General features: G+C 70.7%; 16 protein-coding genes. 12 read left to right on the top strand and 4 right to left on the bottom strand.

Features of this window, described 5'->3' with window-relative positions; all coding sequences use genetic code 11:
- Positions 1-51: 51 nt before the first annotated feature.
- Positions 52-810, top strand: a complete 759-nt coding sequence (locus ABIA35_RS13720) for an ABC transporter ATP-binding protein (RefSeq protein ID WP_370358113.1) — start codon at positions 52-54, stop codon at positions 808-810.
- Positions 807-3,293, top strand: a complete 2,487-nt coding sequence (locus ABIA35_RS13715; protein ID WP_370358112.1) for an FtsX-like permease family protein — start codon at positions 807-809, stop codon at positions 3,291-3,293. Before ABIA35_RS13720 ends, ABIA35_RS13715 begins: the two co-directional genes overlap by 4 nt.
- Positions 3,294-3,377: 84 nt before the next feature.
- On the opposite strand, the gene ABIA35_RS13710 is transcribed toward ABIA35_RS13715, so the two are convergent.
- Genes ABIA35_RS13710 through ABIA35_RS13700 form a run of 3 tightly spaced genes read right to left on the bottom strand, consistent with a single transcriptional unit; the run spans position 3,378 to position 9,537 of the window.
- On the bottom strand, positions 3,378-6,599 hold the full coding sequence (locus tag ABIA35_RS13710; RefSeq protein WP_370358111.1) for a hypothetical protein: 3,222 nt from the start codon (positions 6,597-6,599) through the stop codon (positions 3,378-3,380).
- On the bottom strand, positions 6,596-8,473 hold the full coding sequence (locus ABIA35_RS13705) for an HSP90 family protein (protein WP_370358110.1): 1,878 nt from the start codon (positions 8,471-8,473) through the stop codon (positions 6,596-6,598). Before ABIA35_RS13705 ends, ABIA35_RS13710 begins: the two co-directional genes overlap by 4 nt.
- Positions 8,474-8,484: 11 nt before the next feature.
- A complete protein-coding gene (locus ABIA35_RS13700) occupies positions 8,485-9,537 on the bottom strand; it encodes a hypothetical protein (protein WP_370358109.1) in 1,053 nt (350 codons plus the stop codon).
- 173 nt (positions 9,538-9,710) lie between these two features.
- Here ABIA35_RS13700 and ABIA35_RS13695 point away from each other — a divergent pair, with 173 nt between their 5' ends.
- Positions 9,711-10,052 (top strand): hypothetical protein, encoded by a 342-nt coding sequence (locus tag ABIA35_RS13695; RefSeq protein WP_370358108.1) that lies wholly within the window; start codon positions 9,711-9,713, stop codon positions 10,050-10,052.
- Between the two features lie 5 nt (positions 10,053-10,057).
- The gene (locus ABIA35_RS13690; protein ID WP_370358107.1) at positions 10,058-11,557 is read left to right on the top strand and encodes a glycoside hydrolase; all 1,500 of its coding nucleotides are present in this window, start codon (positions 10,058-10,060) and stop codon (positions 11,555-11,557) included.
- A gap of 320 nt (positions 11,558-11,877) precedes the next feature.
- On the opposite strand, the gene recQ is transcribed toward ABIA35_RS13690, so the two are convergent.
- Positions 11,878-13,872 (bottom strand): DNA helicase RecQ, encoded by a 1,995-nt coding sequence (recQ, locus tag ABIA35_RS13685; RefSeq protein WP_370358106.1) that lies wholly within the window; start codon positions 13,870-13,872, stop codon positions 11,878-11,880.
- 1,240 nt (positions 13,873-15,112) lie between these two features.
- On the opposite strand from recQ, the gene ABIA35_RS13680 reads away from it, so the two are divergent.
- The 8 genes from ABIA35_RS13680 (at position 15,113) to ABIA35_RS13645 (ending at position 26,250) form a co-directional block, all read left to right on the top strand.
- The gene (locus tag ABIA35_RS13680; protein ID WP_370358105.1) at positions 15,113-15,964 is read left to right on the top strand and encodes a hypothetical protein; all 852 of its coding nucleotides are present in this window, start codon (positions 15,113-15,115) and stop codon (positions 15,962-15,964) included.
- Positions 15,965-16,122: 158 nt separating this feature from the next.
- Entirely contained in the window at positions 16,123-17,136 is a 1,014-nt protein-coding gene (locus ABIA35_RS13675; protein ID WP_370337584.1) for a LacI family DNA-binding transcriptional regulator, read from the top strand.
- Between the two features lie 153 nt (positions 17,137-17,289).
- On the top strand, positions 17,290-18,615 hold the full coding sequence (locus ABIA35_RS13670) for an ABC transporter substrate-binding protein (protein WP_370358104.1): 1,326 nt from the start codon (positions 17,290-17,292) through the stop codon (positions 18,613-18,615).
- 13 nt (positions 18,616-18,628) lie between these two features.
- Entirely contained in the window at positions 18,629-19,357 is a 729-nt protein-coding gene (locus ABIA35_RS13665; RefSeq protein WP_370336824.1) for a ThuA domain-containing protein, read from the top strand.
- Entirely contained in the window at positions 19,354-20,403 is a 1,050-nt protein-coding gene (locus ABIA35_RS13660; protein ID WP_370358103.1) for a Gfo/Idh/MocA family protein, read from the top strand. Before ABIA35_RS13665 ends, ABIA35_RS13660 begins: the two co-directional genes overlap by 4 nt.
- Positions 20,404-20,432: 29 nt before the next feature.
- Positions 20,433-22,847, top strand: coding sequence for a hypothetical protein (locus tag ABIA35_RS13655; protein WP_370358102.1), 2,415 nt, complete (start codon positions 20,433-20,435; stop codon positions 22,845-22,847).
- The gene (locus ABIA35_RS13650; protein WP_370358101.1) at positions 22,844-25,318 is read left to right on the top strand and encodes a glycoside hydrolase family 95-like protein; all 2,475 of its coding nucleotides are present in this window, start codon (positions 22,844-22,846) and stop codon (positions 25,316-25,318) included. Before ABIA35_RS13655 ends, ABIA35_RS13650 begins: the two co-directional genes overlap by 4 nt.
- On the top strand, positions 25,315-26,250 hold the full coding sequence (locus tag ABIA35_RS13645) for a carbohydrate ABC transporter permease (RefSeq protein WP_370336832.1): 936 nt from the start codon (positions 25,315-25,317) through the stop codon (positions 26,248-26,250). The genes ABIA35_RS13650 and ABIA35_RS13645 overlap by 4 nt, the downstream gene beginning before the upstream one ends.

Here is a 26,250-nt window from a genome sequence, read left to right as displayed (position 1 = left end):
CGATGACGGCGTCTCTGGGGAAGGAAGCCGCAGCTCGGCACGCTTATAAGCATGAACAAGGCGATCACCGGGACGGCGACGGAAGCGATCACGCTTCAGGCCGTCAGCAAGGTATACGGCAAGGGCCGCAGTGCGGTCGCGGCGCTGCGCGAGGTGTCGGTCGGCCTGCCCAAGGGCGGGTTCACCGCGATCATGGGCCCGTCCGGGTCCGGCAAGAGCACGTTCCTGCACTGCGCCGCCGGCCTGGACCGGCCCAGCGCGGGCACCGTCATACTCGGCGGGACGGACCTGTCAGGGCTCAGCGACACCAAGCTGACCGAGCTGCGCCGGGAGCGCGCCGGCTTCGTCTTCCAGGCGTTCAACCTGGTGTCCTCGCTGACCGTGAGCCAGAACATCACCCTGCCGCTGCGGCTGGCCGGCCGGCGGACCGACGGCGCGCGGCTGGCCGAGGTGCTCCGGCGCGTGGGCCTCACCGAGCGCACCGGCCACCGGCCCGGCCAGCTCTCCGGCGGCCAGCAGCAGCGCGTCGCCATCGCCCGGGCCCTGATCGCCGACCCCGAGGTCGTCTTCGCCGACGAGCCCACCGGCGCCCTGGACACCATGACCGCCCGCGAGGTGCTGGTCCTGCTGCGCGAGACCGTGGACACCATGGGCCAGACCATCGTCATGGTCACCCACGACCCGGTCGCCGCCTCCTACGCCGACACCGTCCTGTTCCTGGCCGACGGCCGCATCGCCGACTCGCTGGCCGCCCCGACCGCCGCCGGCGTCGCCGACCGCATGATCCGCCTGGGAGCGTGGGCCCGATGATGCTCTGGCTCGCCGTCGCCACGCTGCGCCACCGCAAGGGCGGCTTCATCGGCGCCCTGGTCGCCCTGTTCTGCGCCGCCGCGCTGGTCGCCGGCTGCGGGACGCTGCTGGCCACCGGAATCCTCGGGACCGTCAAGCCCGAACGCTTCGCCGCCGCGCCGCTGGTCGTCACCGGCGACCAGAACGTGCACGGGATCGAGAACAAGGGCAAGGGCAAGATCAAGGAGAAGGCCAAGCCGGTCAGCGACCACGTGTGGGTGTCGGCGGCGCTCGCCGACCAGATCAGGGCCCTGCCTTCGGTGAAGTCGGTGGCCACCGAGGTGGAGTTCGCGGCTTACCTCCCGGGCGGCCCGACCAGCGATTCCTTCGGCCACGGCTGGGAATCCGCGTCCCTGTCCGGCCTGACGCTGGCCTCCGGCCGCGCGCCGGCTGCACCGGACGAGGTCGTGCTGGACGCCTCCACGGCGGCCGCGACGAAGCTGCACGTCGGGTCCACGGCGCCGATGCGCACCGCGATCGGGACGATGCCGGTCCGCGTCGTGGGGATCACGGCGCAGGGCTTCCCGAGCCAGGCCGCGATCTACTTCGCTCCGGCCGAGGCCCGCCAGCTGGCCGGACACCCCGGGCAGGTCGACGCGATCGGCGTGTTCCCGGCCGGGGATCCGGCTTCTACCGAGAAGGATGTCAAGGCCCTCATTGCCTCCGCCGCCGCCGGAACGGTCCCCGCGCCGGTCGTCCACACCGGCGACTCCCGCGGCCCGGCCGAGTTCCCCGACTCCGCCAACGCCTCGGTGCGCCTGATCAGCATGGGCGCGGTGCTCGGCGGCACGTCGCTGATCGTCGCGATCCTGGTCGTCGTCGGCACCTTCGCCTTGTCGATCCAGCAGCGGCAGCGGGAGATCGCGGTGCTGCGCGCCGTGGCCGCGACCGGCAAGCAGGTGCGCAAGATGATCGGCGGCGAGGCGCTGGCCGTGGGCCTGACCGCGGCGGTGGCCGGGGCGGTCGCGGGGCTGCCGCTCGGCGCGTGGCTGCACGGCGAGTTCGTGGCGCTGGACATCATCCCGGCGAACGTCCCGGTGGTGCTGTCGGTGTTCCCGGTCTTGGCCGCGGTGCCGGCCACAGTGTTCGCCGGCTGGGCGGCCGCGCGGATCTCGGGGCGGCGGGCCACCCGGATCCGTCCGGTCGAGGCGCTCGGCGAGGCGGAGCTGAAGCCGCCGCGGGTGTCGTTCGTCAGGGCCCTGTTCGGCGTGCTGGCGATCGCCGGCGCCACGGTGCTGACGGCGGTGCTGACCGGCCTGCATACCGACGCCGCGTCGACACCGGTCTGCTTCATCGCCGTGCTGCTGTGGTGCATCGCGCTGGCCCTGCTCGGGCCGTGGGTGGCGCGTCTGGCGGCGGCCGTGCTGGGGGTGCCGCTGCGGCTGTCGCGGGTCGGCGGCTACCTGGCGGCGAACAACCTGCGCGCCGCCGCACCCCGGCTGGCGTCGGTGATCACGCCGCTGACGCTGATGACGGCCATGGCCTGCACGATCCTGTTCTCGCAGACCAGCGTCGCGGACGCGGCCACGGCGCAGCGCGCGGCGGGGAACATCGCCGACTACGTGGTGGGGAGCAAGGTGCCGGCGAACGCGGCGGCGGAGGTGAAGGCGGTCCCGGGGGTGCGGACGGTGACGCAGGTGCTGCACGCGACGGTGCGGACCGGGCTGAACAACCGCAACGTGCTCGGCGTGACCCCGGCCGGACTGGCCGACACGCTGGACCTGGGCGTCACGGACGGGAGCGTCGCACAGCTGACCGGGCCCGACACCGCGGCGGCGGCGTACGGACAGGGCTACCACGTGGGATCGCAGGTCTCGATGACGCTGCCGGACGGGACGCCCGCGCACGTGACGATCGTCGCGCTCTACTCCCGGCAGCTCGGCTTCGGCGACCTGGTGGTGGCGCACGACCTGCTGGCACCGCACGTGGACGTGCCCCTGGACGACGAGCTGCTGGTGAAGGCGCCGGGCGTCCCGCGCACCGCGCTGGCCGGGGCCCTGAAGGCGGACCCTGGTCTGGGGATCCAGGACCGGGTGCAGGCCCAGGCCTCGAACAACGACGCCGGCGCGAAGATCGGCTACGTGACCCTCGGCCTGATCGTGGCCTTCACGGCGATCGCGGTGGTCAACACGCTGGCGATGAGCATCAGCGACCGGGGACGCGAGTTCGCGGCGCTGCGCCTGACCGGCGCCACGCGGCGTCAGGTGCGGCGGATGCTGGGCTGGGAGACGGCGGCCGCGGTGGCGGTGGCCACGGCGCTGGGGCTGGCGGTGGCGGCCGCGGTGCTGACGACGTACGCAAGCGGGATGACGCGCGGCACGTCGGGCGCGGCGATGCCGCTGGGGACGCTGGCGGTCGTGGTCGGCGGCGGGGCGGTGCTGGCCGGGATCGCGACCTGGCTGCCGGCGCGGGCGGCCTTGGCGGCGGGGCTGCGCGAGGGGTGAGGTTGTGGACAAACCGAAGGCTGCCCCGGCCGACATGGCCGGTGGCAGCCCTCTTGTCTGCCCTCTTGTCTGTTTCCCAGCTGCTCAGCGGATGGCGTCACGGAGCTTGCGCAACGTGGCGACACCGTCGGAGTGCCCCGCGACCTCGGCATCGGCGATGGCCTTGTCGAGCCGGGCCTTCGCGGCGTCCTCCCGATCCAGCGCCCGATACTCGATCACGGCAGCCTGCCGAATCGCATCGAACCGCGGCGCGATCCCCGCGAACCCGGGCCGGTCGTAAAGCAGCGCGGCCCGCTCCAACTGCTCGATGGCCTCCTCCGGCCGCCCCGCGGCATTGAGCACCCACCCGCGCGTGTAGCAGGTCTGCGCCTCATCGACCTCGACACTGAGGAACTGATGCCGCGAAGCCTCCGCGAACCCCACCCGCATCCGATCAGCCTCATCCAGATACCCGAGCGCCTCATCAGCACCCTCGGCCCCGAAGGCGTTGATGGTCTCCCCAGCCATGTCCCGCAGAGCCTCGGTCATATCCGGAACCCGCGGCGCCACGGCATTCGAGGCGACAGCCCGAGCCCAAGCAGCCCGAGCCCCCTCCCAATTCCGCGCCAGAGCAAGCGCCCCCGCAGCCTCGGCAGCGGCAGCCGTCAACCGACTCGCGTCAGGCCACCCGTCCACAGCATCGGCGACATGCAGGAACTCGACGGCAGCTGCCCGCGGCTCCTCCAGCGCGAGCAGCCCCCGCGCCAGGTCGGCGCGCACTTGGACCATGAGCATGTCGGCGCGGGTCGGATGCTTGGTCGGTTTGGCGGGCGGGGGAGTGGGGGCTGTTTCGCTCGGGTCAGCAGCTGCGTGGCCAGCGGCAGCCAGGTCCGGTTCGGCCTCGCTCGCCGCACCGTCGCCGAATCCTGTCTCGCCTGCGCCAGCAGCTTCCCGATCCGCACCAACCGGCTCGCCGGGCATCTCCGCGCCTGCGCCGGCAGATCCGTGCCCATCAGGAACCAGCTCGCCGCCGCCTTCGTATCCGCCATCGCCCCGCAGCGGCACTTCGACCAGCGTCTCCAGCACCGCCACCGCGTCCGCGGTCTGCCCCTGTGCCGCCAGCGCGCTGCTCATCCGCCACCGCGTCTCCACGGCGCCGAAGGCGTCGCCCTCGCGGTCGAGGCGGACCGCTGCTTCGGCGAAGGCGCGGACTGCGGTGGCGTGCTCGCCGCCCTGCAACGCTGTCTCGGCGAGCAGGCGGTACAGGGGTGTCAGCTCCTCCGGCTCGACTGCCGGGTGTGCTTCGGCGATGCCCGTCTGCAAGATCCGCATCGCATCCGCGTGGCGGTCTTGGCCGGCCAGGCTGAGGCCGAGGATCATGCGGGAGCGGTGCAGGCGCCAGGGCCACTTCAGGTCCGTGAAGATCTGCAGGGCGTGGCGGGCCAGCGGTTCGGCCGCCTTGGGGTCGTCGTGGGTGGCGTCGTACTCGGCGACCGCCTCCAGTACCAGGGCCAGGCGCTGGGGTGCGTCGAAGCCGGTGCCCTCGCGGACCATGCGGTCCGTCTCGGCGCGGAAGACGCCCAGCCATCGCTCGCGGTCCTGCGCGTCAGCCGCTCGGATGGCCGCGTTGCGGGCCGCGAACACCCGGCTCTGGTGCACCACCAGCTTCTGGACCTGCGCGTCGGCCAGATGCGGTCCGAGGCCGCCGCCGGCCAGCAGGGTGTCGATCTTCTGCAGCAGTGCGTTCAGCTCCGGCCACGCTTCCTCGGTGACCGCGCCCGCGTCAGCCTCCTGATCCCCGCGTGTGGCCTTGCTCCACTCCACCCGGGCCTGCGACGCGATCGCCCGGTCCGGACGCCCCGCGCGCTCATAGGACGCGGCCGCCTCCAGGAAGTGCGTCTTCACCGCGTCCCAGTCCCGCGCCTGGTGCGCACGGCTCGCGCGCTCCGTCGCGATCTCCCCGCGCAGCATGTCGTCCACCTTGTCGGCGTCCGCACCCTCCGCGCGCTCCAGCAGCGCGTCCCACAGACGCCGCGAATCCGGATGGAACTGCTTGTCCAGCACCAACGCCTCGGTCACCAAAGCCTCGAAGTCGTCCGGCACGATAGTGACAGGACCTTGAGAAGCGGCGACCGCAAGGCCGACCGAAGGCGCAGCGAGCGCAGAATCAGCACTCTCCGAATCCGACAGTTCGGACAGTGCCGACAGAGCGGTCAAGGCAGCTGCCCGCACCCCGAGATTCAACTCCCCGACCAAAGGCACCGCCGCCAGCCGCTCAGCCCGCCGCCCCGAAACCGTCGCGTTCCCGTTCCGCGCGTCGAACCGCGCCGCCAGCGCGTCCGCGTCCGCCGCGACCGACTCCCGCAGCTCGGCGACCGTCCACTCCCGCCCCAGCGGCCCGCCGCAGGGCGTGTCCGCGTGCCCGACCGCCGCCAGACGGCGCAGCAGCAGCTCGACCCGGGTCAGGAACTCCAGCCGGCCCAGCGGCGCCGCCGTGAAGCCGAACAGCGCCCGGTTCTGCGCCAGCAGCTCCAGCCCGCGCGCCTCGTTCCCGGTCAGTGCGCAGAACTCCAGGTGCCGTCCGACCGAGGCCAGGTACGCCTCGCGCCCCCGCACCGTCCGGTACGAGGCCAGGTGCGCCCCGCGCGCCTCGTCCGTCCGGCCCAGCCGGACCAGCGGCAGCAGCGCCACCGACTGGCTCACGTGCGGCTCCTCGTCGCACTTACTGCGGCCGTCCAGCGTCGGCTCGAGCTCGGCCATCCCGAGCTCGTCCTCGCCGCGCCCGAAGTGGTACTCGGCCCGCGCGCGGGCTTCGCAGGCCTCGCAGTCGCTCATCCGCGTCCGGCCGCGCGTGGCCCACAGCTCGTAGGCCAGTTCCTCGCCCTCGCCGATGTGCTGCGCGAGCGAGTGCAGCTGGCCGTACACCGGCTGCAGGCCGTGGTCGGCGGCCTCGTAGCGCTTGCGCATCTCGGCGATCCAGCCGCGGATCGCCGGCAGCGGCACGTCCGGCGTGGTGAGCAGGCCCGAGCCGACCCACTTGAAGTACCAGAAGACGCGGTGCGCCTCCCAGTCGTCGAACGCCTTCGGGTTGCGGTCCCACAGCCGCAGCAGCCGCGCGAACACCACCGGGTACTTCACCCGCTCGCCGCTGCCGTGGTAGGCGCTCATCAGCTCCACCAGCGCGGTGGCGGTGACCTCGTCGTCGCCGAAGACCTCGGCCTCGTCGGCGATCTCCTCGGCGATCGCCGCCTTGGCCCGGCCGTCGCCGCGCTCGCGGTTCTCGCGCAGCGCGCCGAAGAACTCCTCCTTGGTGGAGAACCCGCTCACACGTCACCCCGTGCGTCGGAAGCGGTGTCCGCCGCGGTGCCGCCCACGTTCCCCCCGCCCGCGGCCGCCGCGAACTCCAGCAGCCCGATGAACGACCGGTTCAGCAGCGCGTGGTCGGCCGGCCGCAGCGGACGCCGCGACAACAGCAACGCCTGGCCGTACAGGGCCTCGATCGCGGTCTCCGACAGCGCCGGGTCCGCGATGTCCGCGATCTTCCGGATCAGGGGATTGAGATGGTTGACGATCAGCTGCGCGCGCGGCGCCGAGGACCCCAGCGATCCCAGGATCCCGGCCCACAACTCGTCGGCGTCCGCCGAGAGCTCCGCGCGCCGCCGCTCGTGCCGGGCCTCGCGGTTGTCGACCAGCATCGCCGGCACGCCGACCGGCTGGAACGAGCGAAGCGCCACGTCGGTGTCGAACTTGTCGCAGACCGCCCGGGCCCGCGCCAGGAACGCCGCCGCCGCGAGTTCGGCCGCCGGGTCCACGGTGTCCAGGTGCGCGCTGACCGTCTCGGGGTCCAGGTCCGCGACCGTGACCCCGGGCCGGACCTCCGGAAGCCGGTGGACCAGCTCCCTGTCGTACACGTACCCGCCGTTGACGACGCCGAGCCCGGCCGAGGCCGCGATCGGCGCGACCTGCCGGAACTCCTCGACGCTCTGCGTCACCAGCACCACCGGGTGCGCGCGGGCGAACTCGTCCAGGCTGACGTTGCCGTCGGTGGTCTCGAACGGCAGCCAGGGCAGCAGCAGCGCCAGCAGCCGGTCGTCGTAGCGGGCCAGCGCTTTGACCGCCAGGTGGTGCACGTCGATGAAGCGCCGCAGCAGCGTCAGGTCCGAGGCCGCCAGCCCCACCAGCCACTCGCGGATCCGCTCGCCGATCGCGTCGCGCACCGCGGCCAGCGTCTCGTCCTCGTACAGCGCCTCGCGCGAGGCCGTGGGCCGCAGCCCGGTGGTGTCCACGACGCAGGACACGAAGAAGGCCCAGTCCGGCACCAGCTCCTGCGCCGAGTCCGACAGCAGCATGCCCTTGAGGTGGACGCGGTGCCCGGAGCGCTTCGTCGGGTGCACCGGCGTGGGCAGCACGAACGCCACGCCCTTGAGCCCGACCAGCGGCAGGTCCAGGTCGATGGTGTCCAGCGGGGTGAAGTCGAACGTCGACTTCGCGTACCCGGCCAGCGCCTCGCGCCGGGCCAGCGGCGAGCCGTACTGCCGGTCCCACACCGGCGGGGTGTCGTTGACCTTGCTGACGTCGCCGAACCGGTCGACGATCTCCACGTCGTAGCGCAGCAGCGAGCCGAAGTGCCGGGCCAGCCGCAGCACGCGGTTGGGCTCCAGCCACTCGCTGCCGTCGCCGCGCGGCACCAGGGTGACCGTGGTGCCGGGCTCGGCGACCGTCCCGGCCGGCAGGGTCCTGATCCGGTACGTGCCGTCGCTGCGGCCGCGCCACTCCACGGCCGGCGCGTTCGCCTCGCGGGCGCTGCGCGAGACCACGGTGATCTCGTCGGCCACCACGAAGCAGGCCAGCAGGCCGATGCCGAACTGGCCGATGAAGTCCTGGCGGGCCGCGGTCAGGTCCAGGCCGCCGTCCTCGGCGCGCTTGGAGGACCGGCCGATGGTGGCCAGGAAGGTGTGGACGTCGGCCTCGGTCAGCCCGACGCCGGAGTCCTCGACCTGGATCCCGCCGTCCACGCCGGTCCGGATCCGGATCCGCGCCGGGGCCGAGGCGTCCAGCAGGCGGCGCGCCGTGATGGCGTCCACGGCGTTCTGCATCAGTTCCCGCAGATACACCTTCGGGGAGGAGTAGAGGTGGTGCGAGAGCAGGTCGACCAGTCCCCGCAGGTCGACCTGGAATGTGTGGCCGGGTTCGGTGCTCACGTGTGGCTCCCCTACTTCTTTCGCTTCTTGACGCAGTCCTGCCGTGCCACCGCGAACACCCGCTCGGGGTCGCCGCGGTAGCGCCATGGGGCTTTGGTGGCGTGGTCCCCGATCCGCTCGAACAGCCGGCCCGCGGCCTCCTTGTCGTCGGCCAGCCAGAAGGCCATCGCGAAGGCGTTCAGCGCGGTGTACGGGGAGGACGTGGGGGCGAAGGCCGGGTGGAACACCGAGGCCTTGGCGGCCCGCCGCAGCTCCCCGAGCACCTCCGCGTGCCGGATGTAGAGGTCGTCGGGGCCCTGTTCCAGGTCCAGCCAGTGCTCCAGGTGGGCCTGCGCGACGATCTCGCCGAGGCCGCTGCCGGGCGGCGCGTCGGCGAAGGCCTTGGCGGCGAAGGCGTGCATCTCCTCGTGCGACCCGCCCCACTTCGCGCACAGCTGTTGGAGCATCTGCCGGTGCAGGCCGACGTGGCCGGGCGCGCGCCGGATCCCGGCCTCGAACCGCCGCCGGGTGATGTCGGCGCCGTGCTCCAGCCCGCGGCTGGTGACGCAGAGCGTGTGCCAGGGCGCGGCACTGGCCGGATCGAGCTCGGCGGCGGTGTACAGGTACTCCTCGGCGACCCGCAGCCGCTCGTGGAACACCCGGAACTGCTCCTCGGACACCTGCGACGCGCGATAGCCGGTGCGCGCCTCCCACGCCCACGCCGAGTGCCGGGCACCGGCCACGCTCAGCGCCAGCGGGTCGCCGGGCAGCTGCTCGGGCAGCTTGAGCAGGAAGTCGCCGCCGAGATCCTCGACATTGCCGATCAGGAAGGTCAGCCGCTCGAAGTCGCCGCGCTCGCGCACCGGCCGCAGGATCGCCTCCATCCCGGGCCAGTCGGCCACCCGCGCGGCCTGCCGCAGCGCGGCCAGCTCCGGATCGCCGTGCGACCGGTCGATCGGCACCGGCTTCACGGCATCGGGCTGCGCGGCCCGCCCCGCCTTCCCGCCGGCCCGCCCGCCCCGCGTGCCGTATCCCTTGGCCAGCCCGCGCACGATGGACGCGGCGGCCACGGCGGCGACCGCCATGCTCGGGATGCTCGACGTCAAAGTGTGATCCCCTCCGTTGGCCCGGTCCGGCGCGGTTCACGGCCCGGCACGGCTACCGTAGCCGAACGGGCTGTCTGTGCGGTAACCGGTTCGGCCGCTGCGCCGCAGGTCAGGTCTCCGGCTCGGACACGATGCCGGGAGGGGCGGCGGAGATGCGAAAGGACTTGAGGAAGGGTGGTTGCGGGGTGGCCGGTGAGCCTGGCGGGGCGGCTGCGGGGACGGAGATTCTCAGGTACCTGTCGGAGATCTGGCAGGAGCGGATGGGGGAGCGGACGCCGCTCGCCCACGAGTTCGTCACCGAGCATCGTGAGCGGTGGGTGCGGTTCCATAGCCTGCCGGAGTCGAAGCGGTACGCGAGTGACCAAGCGGAACGGCGGACGATCCTGGAGCGGCACTACACGGTGCTCGGGGAGCTGTTCGGTCGCGCCACCCCTCAGGCATGTGAAGCCGCCGTCTCGCAGACCTTTCGGAACTTCATCAAATCTGTAGCCTGACACCCGTGGCCGATAACAGCATGCGCCGTCGCACCTTCCTAGCCGCCTCCGCAACGACCGCCGCCACCGCGGCCGCGTTCACCACCCTCGGGGTGTCGGACGCCAACGCCGACTACACGACCACGGTCAACCCGGGTACCTCGTGGGGCACTTGGGAGGGCTGGGGGACGTCGCTGGCCTGGTGGGCCAAGGCCTTCGGGAACCGCGACGACATCGCCGACATCTTCTTCACCCTCAACTCCGCTCCCTATAACGGCGGCACGCTGCCGGGCCTCGGCCTGAACATCGTGCGCTACAACGCCGGCGCTTGCGGTTCGAACTCCATCGGCGGCGCGACGATGGTCAAGGGTGCGGCCGTGCTGGCGACCCGGCAGATGGAGGGGTACTGGCTCGACTGGTACTCCCAGGATCCGTCCTCGTCGAGCTGGAACTGGTACGTCGACGCGCCGCAGCGGAACATGCTTTGGAAGGCTCGCGATCGGGGCGTCAACCACTTCGAGCTGTTCTCCAACTCGCCGATGTGGTGGATGTGCTACAACCACAACCCCTCGGGTTCGGCGGACGGGACCTCGGACAACCTGCAGTCGTGGAACTACCAGCAGCACGCCGTCTACCTCGCGACGATCGCCAAGTACGCGCATGACAACTGGGGCTTCCAGTTCACCTCCGTCGAGGCCTTCAACGAGCCGATCTCCGGCTGGTGGAAGGCCGACAGCAGTTCGCAGGAGGGCTGCCACTTCGACGTCTCGACCCAGGCCGCCGTCATCAACTACCTGCGCGCCGAGCTGAACAGCCGCGGGCTGAACGGCGCCCTGGTCGCCTCCTCCGACGAGAACACCTACGACGAGGCCACCTCGACCTGGCAGGGGCTCGGCGGCACCGCGCAGGGCAACGTCGGCAAGATCAACACCCACGGCTACCAGTACGGCGGCGGCCGCCGCGACCTGCTCTACGACGCCGCGAAGTCGGCCGGCAAGGTGCTCTGGAACTCCGAGTACGGCGAGGGCGACGCCTCGGGCATGTCGCTGGCGAGCAACCTGAACCTGGACCTCACCTGGCTGCACCCGACCGCCTGGGTCTACTGGCAGGTCCTCGACGGCGGCGGCTGGGGCGCCATCCAGTGCGACGAAGCCGCCGGCACCACCGGCGCGGTCAACCCCAAGTACTACGTCCTGGCCCAATTCACCCGGCACATCCGCCCCGGCATGCGGATCATCGACAGCGGCGACCACAACTCGGTGGCCGCCTACGACCCGGTGAACCACAAGCTGGTGATCGTCTGCACCAACTACGGGACCGCACAGTGGATCAACTTCGACCTCTCGAAGTTCTCCACCGTCACCGGCTCCGGCGGGAACGGCCTGGTCGGCCGCTGGGCGACACAGACCGCCGGCGGGGACGCGTACACGTACCACGCCGACACGTTCCTGCACGGCAAGGTGTTCTGGTCGTGGTTCACGACGGACACCGTGCAGTCGTTCGAGATCGACGGGGTGTATCTGTAGGGCGTGCGGGTGCGGTTTGTTCGTGGGTTGACAGTCAACTGCGTTTTTTGACGGCGGGGAAGGATCCCCGCACCCCACGCAGGCGCCGCCGGAGGCGCCCTTGACTTGTCGCTCTTGACTGTCGCACTAGACCCGACCACCTGCCCAGACCACCGCCGCCCGGCGCCACGACCGCAACCGCCGACCCGCGCCACCAACGAAGCCCGTAAACCATGCGCGAAGCCGTCAAAAAACGCCTGTGACTGTGGGTCCACCAACAAACCGCACCCGCACGCAGGAACCCACCCACACACGGGTCAGCGGTGCCCAGCACCCAGCGCTCACTCGGCGTAGTACTCGTCGGGGTAGTCCTCCTCCGGCGGCTCCTCGAAGTCGAGCTCGGCAGGAGGCTCTTCAGGAGCGAAGAGTTCGACGGGTTGTTCGGCGGCGCGTTCGGCGGGGCGTTCGGAGCTTTCCGAACGTCCCGGCCGGTCCAGCGCCTCGGCGAGCGCGTCCAAAATCGGCTGCCCGTACTTGGCGAGCTTGTTCTCCCCGACGCCGCTGATCGTGCCGAGCTGCGCCAGCGAGGTCGGGGCCTGCGCGGCGATCTGCTTCAGCGTCGCGTCGTGGAACACGACGTAAGCCGGGACGCCCTGCTCCTTGGCCGTCGCGCCGCGCCACGCGCGCAGCTTCTCGAAGATCGGCTTGGCGTCCTCGGACAGGTCCTCGACCGCCGCCGCCGAAGCCGACCGGCTCTGCTTCGCCGCGCGCGCCGGCCGCTCCGGCTCCCGGCGCATCAGGACCTTGCGATCGCCGCGCAGTACCTCGCCGCTGTCCTGGGTCAGCGCCAGCGTGCTGTAGTCGCCCTCGACCATCAGCAGCCCCTGTGCCAGCAGCTGCCGCACCACGCCGCGCCACTCGGGCTCGGACAGGTCGGTGCCGATGCCGAAGACGCTCAGCTGGTCGTGGCCGAACTGCGTGACCTTCGGCGTCTGCCTGCCCAGCAGGATGTCGATGGACTGGCCGGCGCCGAAGCGCTGCCGCCGCTCGCTCTTGAGGCGGTAGACCGTGGAAAGCAGCTTCTGCGCGGGGACGGTGCCGTCCCAGGACTGCGGCGGGCTCAGGCAGGTGTCGCAGTTGCCGCAGGGCTCGCCGGACTGCCCGAAGTAGTTCAGCAGCTGGACCCGGCGGCACTCGATGGTCTCGCACAGCGCGAGCATGGCGTCCAGGTGCGCGGTGAGCTGGCGGCGGTAGGCGTCGTCGCCGTCCGAGGAGGCGATCATCTTGCGCTGCTGGACGACGTCCTGCAGCCCGTACGCCAGCCACGCCGTCGAGGGCAGGCCGTCGCGGCCCGCGCGGCCGGTCTCCTGGTAGTAGCCCTCGACCGACTTCGGCAGGTCCAGGTGCGCCACGAAGCGGACGTCCGGCTTGTCGATGCCCATGCCGAAGGCGATGGTCGCGACGATGACCAGGCCGTCCTCGCGCAGGAAGCGGGACTGCGCGCTCGCGCGCGTCTGGGCGTCCAGGCCGGCGTGGTACGGCAGCGCCGCGATGCCGTTGTTCGCCAGGAACTGCGCGGTCTTCTCGGTCGAGGCGCGCGACAGGCAGTAGACGATGCCCGCGTCCCCGACGTGCTCGGTCCGCAGCAGCTCCAGCAGCTGCTTGTTCGGCTCGGCCTTCGGCACGATGCGGTACTGGATGTTCGGCCGGTCGAACCCGGCGACGAAGTGCTTGGCGCCGCCCAGGTTCAGGCGCTCGGCGATCTCCCGGTGCGTGGCCTGGGTCGCGGTCGCGGTGAGCGCGATGCGCGGCACGTCCGGCCACCGCTCGTGCAGCATCGACAGGCCCAGATAGTCGGGCCGGAAGTCGTGGCCCCACTGCGACACGCAGTGCGCCTCGTCGATCGCGAACAGCGAGATCTTGCCCCGGTCCAGCAGTTGCAGGGTCGACTCCGAGCGCAACCGCTCGGGCGCCAGGTAGAGCAGGTCCAGCTCGCCGGCGAGGAACATCTGCTCCACGAACCGCCGCTGGTCGGGATCCTGCGTGGAGTTCAGGAACCCGGCCCGGACGCCCACCGCGGTGAGCGCGTCGACCTGGTCCTGCATCAGGGCGATCAGCGGTGAGACGACCACCCCGACCCCCGGCCTGACCAGCGCCGGGATCTGGTAGCACAGCGACTTGCCGCCGCCGGTGGCCATCAGCACCAGCGCGTCGCCGCCGCCGATGACGTGCTCCACGATCTCCTGTTGCGCCCCGCGGAACGAGTCGTAGCCGAAGACCCGCCGCAGGACGTCGTCCGCCTCGGTCACCGTTTGCGTCGTTTCGTGGGGAGCCATGGGACGAGTCTACGGAGGTGGATGGCGGCCGGGGCGGGAGGTTGCGAGTTTTGCGGCGCCCCTGAGCTATGTGTGGGTGAGTTCTTCGTGTGGGTGCGGCTGGGGTGGGTGGCTTGCAGGCGTTTCTTGACGGCTTCGCGCATGGTTTACGGGATCCGCTGGTGGCGCGGGCCGACGGTGCCGCTGGTCTCGCGGGGCGGCGGTGGTGTGGGCAGGTGGTCGGGTCTACTGCGAAAAGCAAGGTCAAGGTCAAGGGCTTACAGGCGCCTCCGGCGGCGCCTGCGCGGCGAGCGGCCTCGCTCCGGGGAGTGGGGGGTCGCGCTGGCTGCCGGCGGTCGCTGCTTGTGGTCGCCTCTGTCCCGGATTCCCCGCCGCTTCGTCGCCTTACGGAAGCAGACCGGTCCGGTGGTATCAAGTCGGATCGCAGAGCTGGTGGTCCAGTGTCAGTGACTTGACACCACCGGCCCGGCCTGCTTGGCTTCGCCCGCCGAAGCGACGGGGAATCCGGGACAACCCCGGTCTGTGGTGTGGACGGGGTCCACTCCGTGAGGCACAGCGGCGGCCAGGCGGTGTGTGCGTGTGGTGCGGGAACCGTTCCCACAGGTGGGTTTGTCCCGGATTCCCCGTCGCTTCGGCGGTGCTTGCACAACCATCCCGGACTGGGCGGTGTCAAGCCGCTGATACTGGGCCACAGCAACAGTGATCCGGCTTGATACCGCCCAGGCCGGGATGGTTCCCTCCGGGCGCTGAAGCGGCGGGGAATCCGGGACAGAGGCGACCACAAGCAGCGTCCGCCGGCAGCCAGCGCGGCCCCCACTCCCCGGAGCGAGGCCGCTCGCCGCGCAGGCGCCGCCGGAGGCGCTCTTGACTGTCGCCTTTGACTGTCGCTCTTGACCTTGACTGTCGCAGTTAGAGCCGACCACCTGCCCAGACCATCAGCAGCCAACGCAGCGCCGACCACCGTCCCAGCGACCGCGCCACCAACGGATCCCGTAAACCATGCGCGAAGCCGTCAAGAAACGCCTGTGCCTGTCAGCCCACGAACAAACCGCAACCAGCCACCCACACCCACACCCACATACAAGCCAGGGGCGCCAGTCTTGCCAGGTCCGAGGCCTTCGCGCGGCGGGGGCACGGGTCTGCCAAGGGTCGTATCAAGGGTATGCGAACCCCTTTCCCGCGATTACCCTCACGGTGACCGCACATCCCTGCCAAAGCACTGAGTTGGGAGCAATTCAGCATGCGCGTGAACAGGAACGGGCGAATCGCCGCAGCCGCCGTCCTCATGGCCGCGGGCCTCGTCGGCGCCACCGCGGGAGCCGGCCAGGCCTCCGCCGGCCCGCAGCACGTGGCCGGCTACACCGCGAACGTCAAGGCCGCAGCCGGCGAGAACATGCAGTACGGCGGCGGGCCGGTCCAGCTGCACCCGGTCGTGTACCTGGTGTTCTGGGGGTCACAGTGGAACAGTGACACCAACGGCATACCGGCCTACCTGACCAGCATGTTCAAGGGTCTCGGGGCGACCGGGGACAACTGGTCCACCATCACCTCGCAGTACACCAACTCCAGCGGTCAGGGACCGACCTTCAACGGCGCGGTGTTCGGCGGCATCTGGATGGACAACGCCAAGGCCGAGCCGACCAACCCCAGCGCCAACGCGGTGGCCAACGAGGGCAACCGGGGCGCGTCGCACTTCGGCGTCACCAACAACGGCAACGCGCAGATCGTCGTGCTCAGCGCGCACGGCACCCACCCCGACGGCTGGCCGAGCTCCGGCTTCTGCGCCTACCACGACTACTCCGGCTCGGTCTCCTACACCAACATGCCCTACCAGCTCGACGCCCCGGCCGGCAGCCGCTGCCCGAACAGCGCGCTCGGCGGCCACCTGGACGCCTTCAGCATCGTCGAGGGGCACGAGTACGCCGAGTCGATCAGCGACCCGCAGGCCGGCAACGGCTGGGTGGCGCCGAACGGCGAGGAGATCGGCGACCAGTGCGAGAGCGGCTTCCAGAAGGTGACGCTGTCCACCGGGACGTTCGCGATGCAGCCGCTGTGGAGCAACAAGTCCAGCGCCTGCGTGATCCACAACTGAGGAGGCGCGCTTTCGTCGCTCCACCGATCCCCCCGCCTCATCGAGTACCGTGAAACCCGGGGCGGCGGCGCCCCGATCACGTGCGTTCGGCGTCCCCGCAGCGGGGGCGCCGTTCCTTCGTGGCGTTCCGCTGGCGGTAGGAGGCGACTTTCTTGAACGTGTCCCCCGATTCCCGGGTCAAACGCGCTGAGTCCCGGGTCAAGCGCGCGACGATCGAGGACGTGGCGAAGCTGGCCGGGGTGTCGCGGCAGACCGTGTCGCGGGCCGTCAACGACAAGGCGGAGATCGACGCCGAGACCAAGCGGCGGGTGCTGGACGCCGCGCGCAGCCTGAACTACCGGCCGAGCCGGTTCGCCCGCGGCCTGATCCGGCAGGACACCACCACGCTCGGGCTGATCATCTCCGACATCGGGAACCCGTTCTTCCCCGAGCTGGCCTCCGGCGTGCTGCGGGCCGCGCAGGCGCGGGACTGGCAGGTCGTGCTCTACGACACCGGCGAGGACCCCGAGCGGGAGGTGCTGGCGCTGTCGACGCTGGCCGACCAGGCCGACGTCGGCGCCGGGTTCCTCACCACGCCCGCGGTCTTCGCCCACGCGGTGAAGCTCGGCGTGCCCTTCGCCGTCCTGGATCCGGGATGGGACGCCGGGCACGCCCCGGGCGTCGGCATCGACATCGCGGCCGGCGTGCGCCTGGCCGTGGAGCACCTCGCCGGCGCCGGCCACCGCCGCGTCGGGATGATCGACGGCGCCGCCGACCCCCGCGACAAGCGCCGCACCAGCTTCCTGGCGATCGCGCGCGAACTCGGCCTGGACGTCTCCGAGGCCGACATCGAGACCGCGCCCCGCACCGTCGAAGGCGGTGCCGACGCGGTTCGCGCACTGCGGGCCCGCCGCCCCGATCTCACCGCCGCCTTCGCCTACAACGACGTCCTCGCCGTCGGCGCCGTGCGCGGCCTGAAGGCCGAGGGCCTGCGCGTCCCGGAGGACTTCGCCGTCGTAGGCTTCGACGGCCTCCCGCTCGGCGAACTGGTCGAGCCGCCGATCACCTCGGTGTACGTGGACATCCGGCGCATGGGCGAACTCGCCGTCGCCGCCGCGGCCGAACTGCTGGCCGGACGCACGCCGGAGCCGGTCGTGGTGCGTCCCGAGCTGCGGGTGCGCGGCTCGGCCTGAGGCGGAGCCTGAGTCGGAGCCTGAGTTGGAGCCGGCCGAAACAAACCAGTAACAGGTCTTGACGAGACCGTGTGACCTGTCCCACTCTTACCTCCGTGAGCGCTCCCGTGAGCGCTCACGGGAGCACATCCCCCAAGCCCCGGGAGGCAGTGGATGTTCATACGTCGACACCTGGTACCGACTTCGGCCAAGGCTCTGGTCGCGCTCATAGCCGGCGCCGCTCTGGCCCTTTCCGCCTGTTCCGCCGCCGGCGGCGACTCGGCCACCAGCTCCGGCGGTGGCGGCGGCGACAACACCATCACGTTCCTGACGTTCGAGACGCCCAACCTCACCCCGGCCTACTGGGACGCGGCCATCAAGCGCGTCACCGACCAGTACCCGGGCATGAAGGTCAAGCGCCTGGTGTCCCCGACCGCCGACCGGACCAGCTACGCCAAGCAGCTCAAGGCCTCCGGCCAGTTCCCCGACGTGATGATCGCGGTCACCCCGACCGGCTTCGCCCAGGCCGGCGACCTGTACGCCTGGCAGCCGACCGAGCTGACGAACTTCGAGGTGCCCGACGGCGGCGCCATCGGCGGCAAGGTCTATCAGCTCCCTGCGAACACCCAGACCATCCCGATGGTCTACTACCGCAAGTCGATGTTCGCCAAGGCCGGCATCACCGGCACGCCGACCACCTACCAGCAGCTGCTCGACGACTCGGCCAAGCTCAAGACCGCGGGCCTGCTGCCCTTCCAGGTCGGCGGCGGCTCCGACGCCTTCGCCGCGGTGCTGCCGGTGTCGGCCACCGTCGCCACCCAGGTGTACCGCCAGGACCCGAACTGGCTGGTCGAGCGGCACACCGACAAGGTGAAGTTCTCCGACCCGGACTTCGTCGACGCCCTGCAGCGGGTCGGCGACCTGGCCGCCAAGGGCTACATCGACCGCTCCGGCCTGTCGCGCAACTACGCCGACAGCCAGAAGGCGTTCCTGGACGGCAGCGGCGCCATGTACCCGATGGGCGTCTGGTTCGCCTCGGCCGCCGACGCCAGCCCGATCAAGGACGACATCGGCGTGTTCGCCTGGCCCACCGACGACGGCAAGCTCGTCATGCCCGCCTACACCGGCGGCGGCCTGGAGGTCAGCGCGCACGCCAAGAACCTGGACCTGGCCAAGAAGTTCGCGCTGGCCTTCCAGCTGGACAAGACGAACCTGGACAACAACGTGCTCAGCGATGCGCTCTTCCCGGCCATCAAGGGCTACACCCCGCCGGCCACGACCGGCCCGGTGTTCAAGGAGTCCTACCAGCTGTACCAGCAGGCGCAGACGCAGGGCACGGTCGTGAAGGCCTTCAGCTGGGAGGCCGGCGACGACGCGCTGCTGCCGGGGATGGTCGACGTGGTCTACGGCGCGGTCGAGGACGTGATGCTCGGCAAGAAGTCGGCCAAGGATGCCGCGTCCTATCTGGACTCCGAATGGGCCAAGCAGGCATCCAGCTGAGAGGGCGACGGCTATGCGGATCCTCGTGTTCAACGAGAACCACCACGAACTCACCCGCCCCGAGATCGCCGAACGTTATCCGCTCGGCATCCACGGCACCGTCGCCGCGGCCCTGGCCGAGCGCCTCGGCCCGGCCGCGGACATCACCACCGCGACCCAGGACCAGCCCGGCTACGGCCTGACCGTGGCGGCCGTGGAGGACACCGACGTCCTCGTCTGGTGGAGCCATCTGCTGCACGCCGAGATGGACGACGCCACCATCGCCCGGATCCGCCGCCGCGTCCTGGACGGCATGGGGCTGGTGGTCCTGCACTCCGGCGCCGGCTCCAAGCTGTTCACCTCCCTGCTGGGCACCAGCGCGGACCGCCGCTGGCGGCACGGCGACGACCGGCACCTGGTGTGGACCGTCAAGCCCGGCCACCCGGTCGCCGCCGGCATCCCGCAGCCGCTGGTGATCCCGCACGACGAGATGTACGGCGAGCCCTTCGACGTCCCGGACCCGGACGAGCTCGTGTTCGTGTCCTCGTTCACCGGCGGCGAGGTGTTCCGCAGCGGCCTGTGTTACACGCGCGGCGCCGGCCGGATCTTCTACTTCGGCGCCGGGGACCAGGAGTGCCCGGTGTACCACCAGAAGGAGGTGCAGGACGTGATCGCCAACGCCGTGCGCTGGGCCGCTCCGACCGGCCCGATCATCAAGCGGTTCGTGGACGAGCAGTCGCCGGTCGGGTGGTGGGACCGATGAGCGGATTCGCCACGGTCACCACGCCGGGACCGCTGCGCGCGGTCATCGTCGGCGCCGGGTTCATGGGCCGCAACTGGGCCCGCGAGATCGCCCGGCAGCCCGACACCGAGTTGGTCGGCTGGGTGGACCTGGACGAGGCCGCGCTGCGGGAGGCGGTGAAAATGGCCGGACCCGACGCGCCGGAGGGCGTCGTGATCGGCACCGACCTGGCCGCGCTCCTGGCCGAACTCACTCCGGACATCGTGTTCAACAGCTCCCCGCCGGCCGCGCACCGCACCGTGACCACATCAGCTCTCGAACTAGGCTGCGCGGTCTTGTCGGAGAAGCCGATGGCCATGACCCTGGCCGAGGCCCGCGACCTGGTCGCGGTCGCCGAACGGACCGGCCGGCTGCTCGCCGTCACCCAGGACCGGCGCCAGCTGGCGGGCACCCGCGCCCTGAAGGACGCGGCCCGCCGCCTGGCCCCGCTCACCCGCCTGGAGATCGACTTCCGCCTCCCGCACCGCGCCGGGCCCTACGTCCACCTCTGGGACGAGCCGCTGCTGCGCGAGATGGCGATCCACCTGTTCGACGCGGCGCGCGCGGTCACCGGCGCCGACGCGCGGTCGGTGTTCTGCACCGCCTACCGCACCCCGTGGTCCTGGTACCCCGGCAACGACTCGGCCGAGGCCCTGTTCCAGATGGACGACGGCCTGCACTTCGCCTTCACCGGCTGCTGGACCGCGCGCTCGGACTTCACGTCCTGGACCGGCCGCTGGTACCTGGAGGGCGCCGGCGGCTCGGCCACCTGGGACGGCGTCGCCGCGCCGGTGCTGACCCCGGCGCGCGAGGAGGGGCAGCCCGAGCCGGCTTCCGAAACGCTGACGGTCGAACCGCAGTCCCCTGAGTTCCCCGGCCTGGCCGAGGTGCTCGCCGGATTCGTCCGCGCCCTGCGCACCGGCGAGGCGCCGGACGGCGAGTGCCACGACAACCTTCGCAGCCTGGCCATGGTTGAGGCCGCCGTCGCCTCGTCGCAGTACGCCCAACCGGTCGTCGTCGAGAACTGACACCCGTCGTCGAGAAGGGAGAACAGCTCATGACCGCCATCAGCCGACGCGCGGTGATCGCCGCGACCGGGGCCGCGGGCGCGGCATCGGTCGCCGGTGTCGCCTTCGCGGCTCCGGCCTCCGCCGACCAGCTACCCGACCAGCTACCCGACCAGCTACCCGACCAGGCACGCGATGAGGGCTGCGAGTCCGGTGTGCGCTGGCCGGACGTGCAGTGCCAACTGGCCGCCGTGAACCCGCACGTGACCGCGCCGATCCAGAAGGTCGTCACCAACAAGTACACACCAGGCATGTTGCTGGGCAACGGCGACATCGGCGTGGTGGTCGGGGACTCCTCGGCCACGCAGCAGACCTTCCACTTCGGCAAGAGCGACTTCTGGGGCAACAACCGCAAGACCACGAGCCCGCTGGTCTGGCAGAACTCGATCCTGCCGGTCGGCGCCCTCACGGTCGCCGTGCCCGGGGCCACCGCGGCGGCCACCGGCTACTCGATGGTCACCGACATCGGCGCCGCGCAGGTCACGACCGTTCTGCCGCTCGAGAACGGCACGCTTACCCTGACCTCCTGGACCGCCGATCACGACAACGTCCTGGTCACGGAGATCTCCTCGGCCAAGGGCGACGCCGACCTCACCCTGAACGCCGGCGTGGTGCTGCCGAACGATCCCGCGTATCCGTCGGTGTCCGGCGCGACCGGCGGTGCTTTGTGGCTGACGCGGCAGAACAATGCCGTCGGCTACGGCGACGTCAGCTACAAGGCATCCGTCGCCTCGGCGACCGTCCTCGTGGACGGCTCCCTCACCGACGGCACTTTCGTACTTTCGGGCGGCGGCAGGGCGGTCCTGCTCACCGTGTTCCGCTCGCACGGCCAGGACCTCTCCGACCCGACTCCGGCACCGACCCCGGACGATCTTCGCGACCAGGCGATCGCGGCCGCCGCATCGATGCGCGATCGCTGGTTGCATGAGGCGCGCGCCGTGCACCGGGCCTACTGGACCGACTTCTGGACCCGGTCCAGCGTCGTGCTCGGCGACTCGCAGCTGGAATCCTTCTACTTCAATGCCCAATACGTCCTGGGCAGCGGGACCCGCTCGGGCGTGCACAACCCGCCGTCGCTGTGGGCCGCCTGGACCACCAACGACACTCCGAACTGGGGCGGCCGCTACTTCCTGAACTACAACGAGGAAGCCCTGTACTACGGCGCCTTCTCCTCGAACCACGCCGACCTGTCCGAGCCGTACCGGCGGATGATCCTCAACGAGGTCGCCTGGCAGCGCAACACCACGCACGGCGCGGGATATCAGGGCACGGCGTTCCAGCGCAGCCTGCCGCCGTTCCACCTGTACCAGACGCCCCCGGCGCCGGTCCCGGTCGCGGCGGCCAAGAACTACACCAAGCTCCCCGCCGACCAGAAGTCGAACGGCACGTTCGGCGCGCTCCCGCTGATCTGGCACTGGGAGTACACCCGGGACCTGGACTACCTCCGCGACGAGCTGTACCCGCTGTTGAAGGAGCTGGACGCCTTCTGGCGCGACTTCGCTGTCTGGGACGGCACCCGCTGGATCTTCCAGCACACCTCCGCGCACGAGGGCGGCGACGACACCAACCCGAACCTGGACCTCGGGTTCGCCCGCAAGGTCATCAACACCCTGCTGGACACCTCGGCCGTGCTCGGCGTGGACGCCGACCTGCGCCCGGTCTGGCAGGACTTCCTGGCCAAGCTGAGCGCGTACCCGACCGGCACGTACAACGGCGTCACGGTCTTCTACACCGGCGAGATCATCAACAACCCGGGGCTGCCCGACACCTTCGAGCCCGGCAACCAGCCGATCAACATGGAAGGCGTCATCTTCCCCGGCGAACAGTGCGCCGTCGGCGGCGACGCGATGCTGCTCCAGTACGCCATCAACTCCCTGACCCAGATGAACTCCTGGGGCGTGACACCGGGCGGCAACTCCAACAACGGCTTCTGCAAGGAGTTCGTCATCGCCGCCCGCGTCGGCTGGCCGGCCGAGGACCTGCTGCAGAAGCTCAAGGCCTCCATCGCCTACCTGTGGCGGCCCACCAACAACACCGTCTTCCAGGGCGGCGGCGGAGTCGAGACCACCGGCACCACCGAGGCGCTGAACTCGATGCTCCTGCAGAGCGAGGGCGGCGTGATCCGGGTGTTCCCGTGCTGGCCGGCGGCGCGCGACGCGTCCTTCACGTTGCAGGCCAAGGGCGCGTTCCTGGTCAGCGCCGCGCAGCGCGCTGGGGCGGTCGCCCAGGTGCGGCTGCACAGCCGGGTCGGCGGCGACGCCACGCTCCAGCTGCCCTGGAACTCCGGATCGGCGCGGGTGACCGACGAGTCTCGCGGCGGCCGGGTCCCCGCAACGGTCTCCGGCGGCCGGGTCACGTTCCGCACCATCGCAAACCGCACCTATCGCATCGAGGAGGGAAGATGAGCAGCAACGGAAACCCGCTCGTCGGCCGGCGCACTCTGCTAGGCGGCACGGCGGCCGGGGTCGGCGTGGTTCTCGTGGGGGCCGGCGCCGAAAACGCGAGTGCTTCGGACGCTTCGGGCGTTTCGGGCTCGGCCGGCACGGCAGGCACCACCGGTATCACCGGCACCGGGATCGCGGCCGCCGCCACCGGTATCAGCTGGTCCGCCGTCCAGGCCCAGCTCGCCGCCGTGAACCCGCACGTCACCAAGCCGATCTCCGGTGTCGTCACGAGCAAGTACACGCCGGGCATGCTGCTGGGCAACGGCGATCTCGGCGTGGTGGTCGGTGACTCCTCGGCCACCCAGCAGACCTTCTTCTTCGGCAAGAGCGACTTCTGGGGCAGCGACCGCAAGACCACGAGCCCGGTGACGTGGCAGCCCTCGATCCTGCCGATCGGGACGCTGACGGTCGCCGCGTCCGGCGCGACCGCGGCGTCCAGCGGGTACTCGATGACCACGGACCTGGCCGGGGCGACCGTCACCACGGTGCTCGCGCTCTCGAACGCGACCGTCACGATGAAGTCCTGGACCGCCGACAACGACAGCGTCCTGATCACCCAGCTGTCGTCCAAGAGCGGCAGCTCCTCGGTGACGCTGACCGCGACGGCCGTCCTCCCGGTGGACACCGCCTTCCCCTCCGGCGCGGGCTCGCTCAACGGCACCCAGCTGTGGCTGACGCGCCAGAACAACTCCTCCGGCAACGGCAACGTCAGCCTGCAGGCCACCGCCGCCTCCGCGACGCAGCTCGTCGGCGCGAAGTTCACCAAGGTCAGCAGCTCGAAGACCTCGTCGCAGACCTCTGCCACCGGCACCTTCACCCTGGCCGGCGGGGCGACGGCGACGCTGGTGACGGCCGTCCGCTCGCATGCTCAGGACGTCTCCGACTCTACGACCGCGCCGACCCCGACCCAGCTGCGCGACCAGGCGGTCAGCGCGTCCACCGCCGTCAACGCCGCCTGGATCAGCAGCGCCGCGAGCACGCACGCCGCGTTCTGGCAGGACTACTGGACGCGCTCCAACGTCGTGGTCGGCGACTCGCAGTTGGAGGCCTACTACTTCAACGCGCAGTACGTGCTCGGCAGCGCGACCCGGTCCGGTGCGCCCAACGCGCCGTCGCTGTGGGCCCAGTGGCTCACCAACGACACCCCGAGCTGGGGCGGCCGGTACTTCCTGAACTACAACGAGGAAGCCCTGTACTACGGCGCCTTCTCGTCGAACCACGCCGACGCCTCCGAGCCCTACCGCCGCATGATCTACAACGAGGTCCCCTGGCAGCGGAACGCGACGCACAGCGCCGGGTATCAGGGCACGGCGTTCCAGCGCAGCCTGGCACCGTTCCACATGTACGAGGCCGCTCCCGCGACCGTCCCGGTCGCGTCCAGCAAGAACTACACCAAGCTCCCCGCCGACCAGAAGTCGAACGCCACCTTCGCGGTGTTGCCGCTGATCTGGCACTGGGAGTACACCCGGGATGCCGCCTACCTCCAGAACCAGCTGTATCCGCTGCTGAAGGAGCTGGACGCCTTCTGGCGGGACTTCGCGGTGTGGGACGGCAAGCGCTGGGTGTTCGAGCACTCGTCGGCCCACGAGGGCGGCGACGACACCAACCCGAACCTGGACCTCGGGTTCGCGCGCAAGGTCATCAACACCCTGCTGGAGACCTCGGCGATCCTCGGCGTGGACGCGAGCCTGCGCAGCACCTGGCAGGACTTCCTGACCAAGCTCAGCGCCTACCCGACCGGGACCTACAACGGCGTCACGGTCTTCTACACCGCCGAGGTCATCAACAACCCGAGCCTGCCGGACAAGTTCGAGCCGGGGAACCAGCCGATCAACATGGAAGGTGTCATCTTCCCGGGCGAGCAGTGCTCGATCGGCGGGGACGCCACCCTGGTGCAGTACGCGATCAACTCGCTGACGCAGATGAACTCCTGGGGCGTGACGTCGGGAGGCAACTCCAACAACGGCTTCCCCAAGGAGTTCACCATCGCGGCCCGCGTCGGCTGGCCCGCCGAGGACCTCGTCCAGAAATTCAAGGCCTCGATCGCGCACTTGTGGCGCTCCAGCAACGACACCGACTTCCAGGGCGGCGGCGGCATCGAGACCTCCGGGTCGATCGAGACGCTGAACTCGATGCTGATGCAGAGCGAGGCCGGGGCGATCCGGGTCTTCCCGTGCTGGCCGTCGGCGCGGAACGCGTCGTTCACGCTGCTGGCCAAGGGCGCGTTCCTGGTGAGCAGCGCCGTCAGCGGCGGCACGGTGGCCTCCGTGAGCCTCACGAGCCAGGCCGGCGGGAACGCCACGCTGGTCCTGCCGTGGAGCACGGGCTCGGCGACCGTCACCGCGAACGGGTCCTCCGTCCCCGTCACCGTCTCCGGTGGTCGGGCCACCTTCGCCACCACGGCGGGCACCACGTACAAGGTCACCCCATGACATCGCTGCAAGACGCCCTGCCGGGTACCCGGCGACCCGTACGGAAATCCGCACGAACCCGGCGCTCGAACCTGGGGTACTTCCTCGGGTTCGGCGCGCCGGGGCTCCTGTTCTACGCGTGCTTCGTCTTCGCGCCGCTGGTGCTGAGCGTCGGCTACAGCTTCACGAACGCGGACGCGTTCCTGCCCAACACGAAGTTCACCGGGCTGCACAACTATGTGAGGCTGCTCGGCGACCCGGACTTCCGCACGCAGCTGCGGGTCACCACGATCCTCACACTGATCATTGTGATCGTGCCGAACGTCGCGGGTCTGGCGATCGCGGTCCTGCTGAACCGGAACGGCCGGCTCTACCGCGCGCTGCGGACCGTGTTCTTCGTGCCGGTGGTGCTCAGTTCGGTGGTCGTGTCAGTGGTCTGGCAGGCCATGCTCACCGACGGCGGACTGCTGGACACCGTGCTGGGCTCGATGGGGGTGAAGAACCCTCCGGGCTGGCTGTCCGATCCGTCGATCGCGCTGTACTCGGTGGGATGGATCGCGAGCTGGCAGCTGCTCGGGTTCTGCACCGTCGTCTACCTCGCCGGTCTGCAAGGCGTGCCCGACGAGCTGCTGGAGGCCGCGGCGATCGACGGCGCCGGCCGGTGGACCAAGTTTCGCCGGGTCACCTGGCCGATGCTGGCCCCAGCCCTGACCATCAACACGGTCATGCTGCTGATCACCGGCTTCAAGACCTACGACTACGTGCAGGTGATCACGCACGGCGGCCCGGGGACCGGGACCACGGCGACGGTCGCGTACGGCGTGATCCAGACCGGGTTCACCGAGAACAAGACCGGGATGGCCTCGGCGATGGCGGTGCTGATGCTGATCATCGTCGCGGTGGTGTCCAGCGTGGTGCTGCGGCTGCTGCAACGGCGGGAGGTGGAGCTGTGA

It is taken from the genome of Catenulispora sp. MAP12-49 (genome assembly GCF_041262705.1).
GTDB lineage: Bacteria > Actinomycetota > Actinomycetes > Streptomycetales > Catenulisporaceae > Catenulispora.
This window is presented reverse-complemented; position numbering and strand designations above follow the sequence as displayed.